At 63.2% G+C, this 4,505-nt stretch carries 3 protein-coding genes; all 3 read left to right on the forward strand.

All coding sequences use genetic code 11. The annotated features are described in order from the left end of the window. Positions 1-296: 296 nt before the first annotated feature. Positions 297-914, forward strand: a complete 618-nt coding sequence (locus AC5JJ6_RS00460) for a hypothetical protein (RefSeq protein ID WP_496040149.1) — start codon at positions 297-299, stop codon at positions 912-914. Between the two features lie 64 nt (positions 915-978). Further along, positions 979-1,596 carry a hypothetical protein gene (locus tag AC5JJ6_RS00465; protein WP_496040150.1) on the forward strand — a complete coding sequence of 206 codons (618 nt, stop codon included), beginning with the start codon at positions 979-981 and terminating at the stop codon, positions 1,594-1,596. An 82-nt stretch (positions 1,597-1,678) separates the two neighbouring features. Further along, positions 1,679-4,505, forward strand: a 2,827-nt coding sequence (locus AC5JJ6_RS00470; protein WP_496040151.1) for a hypothetical protein, incomplete at its 3' end; no start/stop codon positions are given.

Genomic DNA, 4,505 nt, shown 5'->3' on the forward strand with positions numbered 1-4,505 from the left:
TATCACGCCAAAACTTACCATCGTGCTCCCAAAGCGGAAATTTATTTAAATACGTAAGATAACTAGTGACAAGGTTATCCAATGTGGGTAATAACCTGAATAAGAGAGTTGAATTTAGAGAAAACGCGTAAGAAGTTGTAATCTCTGAAATATTCATCTCTTTGGATTTCAGTTTTGTAATCCACACACCTTGAAGATGAGCAGGTTCGGGACGCGTGTTGTGCCGATTCCGCGAACGATCGAGCTATGCCGCCATCCTGGCATGACAACCTCTAATGGCCTGAAGGAGCCTCGCCGTGTTGACACGCTTGAATTTCGTCAGCCGCTCGACGGCCAGCTTCAGAACATCGGTTTTGCTGTTCCAACAGAATGTTGCCTTGGTAAATGATTCGCCAGTCATCGCTTGGAAATCGATCAGCAATTGTGGTTATTGTTGTAATCACCCATTCGATTATGACAATAAATTGTCGGTTTCCATTAGTGATTGCTTCGGCAATTACACACCAAGGAAACTTGTGAATGCAGGCGACGTTCTTGCGGCCGTACCGGCGCCGTCGGGACGCCGTCTCGTCACCATCGAAAACCGCACAGCACAACGCGATGTCCACGTCCGTAACGGCCTGCCTCGTGGAGCGATCAACGTCCATGTGTTCCGTGGCGCCGATCTGCTCTGGCGCCGGACATCGCTCGTGCCGCAACAGGAGACGGTATTCAGGTTCGAGCCGACCTTGTGGATCGGCGAGGCCCCCGGCGTCGTGCAGGGCGAACTGCTATCGCCCGCCTTCGTCGGTACCGTCCTGACGCAATTGCCCCTTTTCGGCGTCACCAGCGCCGACATCGTCATGACCGGTGGTGAACCGGGGCCTGATTCGACACCCATCGCCTTCAAGCTCTCGAACATGGAGCGGGTTTGAATCACGCTTCCGGCGCCGACGGCAACCAGGCAGCACATGCTGCGTTTTACCAAGGAGAGAGTAAATGGACATCCAGTTGAACTTCGTCAACAACTCGAACGACGCCAACAATTCGCAGATCGTGATCTTCCAGAAGAACGTTTCCGCCAGCTTCTCCGAACTGTCGGTGGCTTGGCTGGTCATCCAGAACTGCGGCGCCGGCGACAATCATCCGTTCTGCTATCCGACCGCGATGCAGGTCAGCGCCTCCGACAGCTACGGCAACTACATGCCGAAGCTGTCGGCCCAGCCGGGGCAGTCCTTCAGCGTGGCCTTGGGTACTTCGGGCGACACGCTCCAGCAGAACGGCGTAAGCACCGATCCGTCGGAAGTGCAGGTCGTCAATCTCATGCCCACCGGCGCCTGCAACGCCAACATCTACCGCAACGGCACCCTGCTGGCGACCAAGACGGGGATCGCTCCCCAGCAGCAGGCGTCGTTCCAGTTCAAGCCGACCATCTGGATCGGCGTCGCCTCGCAGGTCACGCAGGGCTCCGTGATGAACTCGGCCATCCTCTCGAGCATCAACACCGAAATCTCGCTGCTCGGTATCGCCAGCGCCGACATCGTGATGACCGGCGGCGGACCCGGCCCGACATCGTCGCCCTTCGCCTTCAGCCTTCAGAACGTCGTGATGTCCTGACAAGCGACGGCGCCCGCTTCCGGCCGAACGGCTGGACGGGCGCCGGCCCTTTCATGTTCCCGAACCGGAGTAGACGAGCGACATGGCCTACGTGCTGGAAACAACTTGCTATATTCCGGAAGTGAACATCGTTTTCGAATTCGCGTTCCGCCTGGATCAGGGTGCGGAGAGCGGTGTCCGGCACGAGGTCGCGGTGCATTGCCGCTGGGATCCTCCGGAAACCCGCCGCTTGACCTTGAATTCGGCACGTCCGACGCCCATCAACCTGGAGTTCCGGTCCGGGTACCGGCTGACCGGCACCCTGGAGGTGAAATACCTCGGCAACCAGGGCGTCGAATCGGTCGGCGTCAATGCCGATCTCAGTTACGACTGGCTGAGACGGTCGCCGCTTCAGTGTTTCCGCGGACTGATGTTCCTGTCTCCGATCAAGGGGCAGCCTCCAGCCCCGCACCCCAGGGTCATCGATCCGCCGGTTCCGACCAAGCCATCGAAGCCGGTGGAAAAGCCGTTCCCCGTTTATCCGCCTTTACCGGATAGTCCCATGCCCGTCATCGCAGCCGAACCGGGGGAGCTTTTCCCCTACGTCCATATCCGGCGCTGGCCTCGGATAGCCGATCGAGACCTGCAATACGGCTTCATCCGGTATTCCGCACCGGCTACCCCGGCATCGTCGTTCGTCGCCGATCTGGCCGCGTCGTCCGCGCAGGGCCGGCGGGCGATGGAAGCCCTGGCGATCGAATTCCTCGACGGGGCAGCGCCTTATCAGGGCGTGTTCGTCGCCGGCCCCCGCGACCTTTCCGGCCCGGTGAGCGACTTCGCGGCCATCGCGGCCCGGCTGGAACTCTCGGGTCCCTGGACGCTTGACTGGGCGGACCGCCTGCTCGGCGAGGTATCCGCCGTGCTCGCCGCCTATGGCCTGAACGGCGCCTATTTCACCGATCCCGCCTATCTCCAGGCGCTCGACCGGATCTGGGAAAGCTACTTCGCCCTGGTCGTCGCGCTCGGTTACGACGGCGCCATGCTGATCGATTTCGCGCTCACGCTGTGGCTTGCCAACGCCGTCCAGAAGGCCTTGGCGGTGACCGCGACGGGCGACCTGGAACCCGCCGGCCTTTCCGTCGCGGAATCCGCCCTGACGGCTCGCGCGACGATCGTGCTGCCCGGCGACATCTTTCCCCTGCCTGCCGCGTCCGATGCCCCCGATACTCTGGGATCGCCACCACGTTTGGGCGCCGACGGCTGGGTCGAACCCTATGCCATCGGCGATTTGCAGATGGTGCGCCAGCGCCTGGTGCGCTACGTGCCCGGCGAAATCGCCCATATCGAGAACGTGATGCGCGGCGAGCGCAAGGAAGTGTCGAGCCGGCGCGGGCGGCGTCAGCTCGACGTTCACCAGACGGGCAACGACGAGGAACAGGTTCTGACGTCCGACGATGCCGACGGACGCTCCAGCCTGCTTGAGGAAACGACGAAGACTGTCGCCGGAAATACCATCAATCACGATTACGACAATTTTTCCACCACCTACGGCCCCCCGGCCCAGGGCACGCTGAACGGCAGCTATGCCGTGACCACGACGGCCGTCAGCCCCGGTCAGGACGAACTGACCAGCTTCGCACGGGAAATCCTGAGCAAGACGGTCAATCGGATCGCCCGCAAGGTCGGTACGGTGCGCGCAAGTTCCACCCTGTCGCAGATCGAGGACGCGATCGTCAGCGTGGTCGACAACACCGGTGGCGCGGCAAACCTTCGGGCGGTTTACCGGTGGGTGAACAAGGTCTACGAAGCGCGCGTCGTCAACTACGGGTCGCGCCTGATCCTCGAATTCGTCGTCCGCCATCCCGCGCGCCGTTTCCTCGACCGGCAGGAGCCGGGCTGCGATCCGCGCTGGGCGATGCCGCCGTCGCCGGCCAGCTTGAACATCGATTCCTTCCACGACGTGACGCCGCTCAACTACGCCCGGCTGTGCGCCGCCTATGGCGTGACGGATATCCAGCCGCCGCCTCCGGCGCTGCACCTCGCCACGGCCGCGCTGCGGGGCGGCGCCGAGGCACAAATCGCCATTCCGGCCGGCTTTCTGGCGCGCACCGTCTTCGCCGGCTGCGTGACGACGCCGGCCGGGCTGGCGCCGCCCGCCATCATGGTCGGCTGCCAGATCGTGACGCCGGGCGAGGCCGGCGTACCGCTGGCATCCCAGGGCGAAGGCCTGTCGCTTCCGGTGTCGGTTGCCGACGCAACGTCCAGCCAGTCACCGCCCTCCAATGTCGAGGTGCAGGTGAATATCGAGGTCGAATGCGTGCCGACGCCGCGCTTGATGGACGAATGGCGGATCGGCATCTATGCCTCCATCGTCAAGGCCTGGCGGGAACAAGGCGAACGCCACCTGAACGGGCTGAGCGACGCCGCGCCGCGCGGCCTGCCCCGGTCCCCTCTGGCCAACAGGGAGATCGAGAAGCGCGAACTGAAGGCAGCCTGTTGCCGGCTGCTGCGGGAACGGGCAGCGGCCGCAACCGGTGGCGGCGAGCCCGCCCCGGCGGGCTCACCGCCATCCCGCCAGTTGACTAGCCAGCCCGGCTGGCTGACTAGCCAGCCCCATTGCTCGCAGTTCCTCGATACGGCCCTGGAATGGCCGGAGATGGCCTACACCTTCCACCTCGACCACGACTCCGGTCGGGAAGGCGATGGTGGCGGCGCCGGTCATGCCAACGGCGGCGACCCTCTCTTCTCGTCCTTCATCGAGGCCGGGCATGCCCGGGTCCTGGTGCCGGTGCGCTCGGAGAGAGCTGCCGCGTTCCTGTATTTCCTGGCCGCCGGGATGATCTGGGACGGACCGGACCGGCTGGTCGCGGTGAACGACGCCGACATCCCGCTGGTCAACGACCTGAAGAGCGCCGGGGCGGAGGGGCGGC

It is taken from the genome of Skermanella sp., assembly GCF_059503625.1.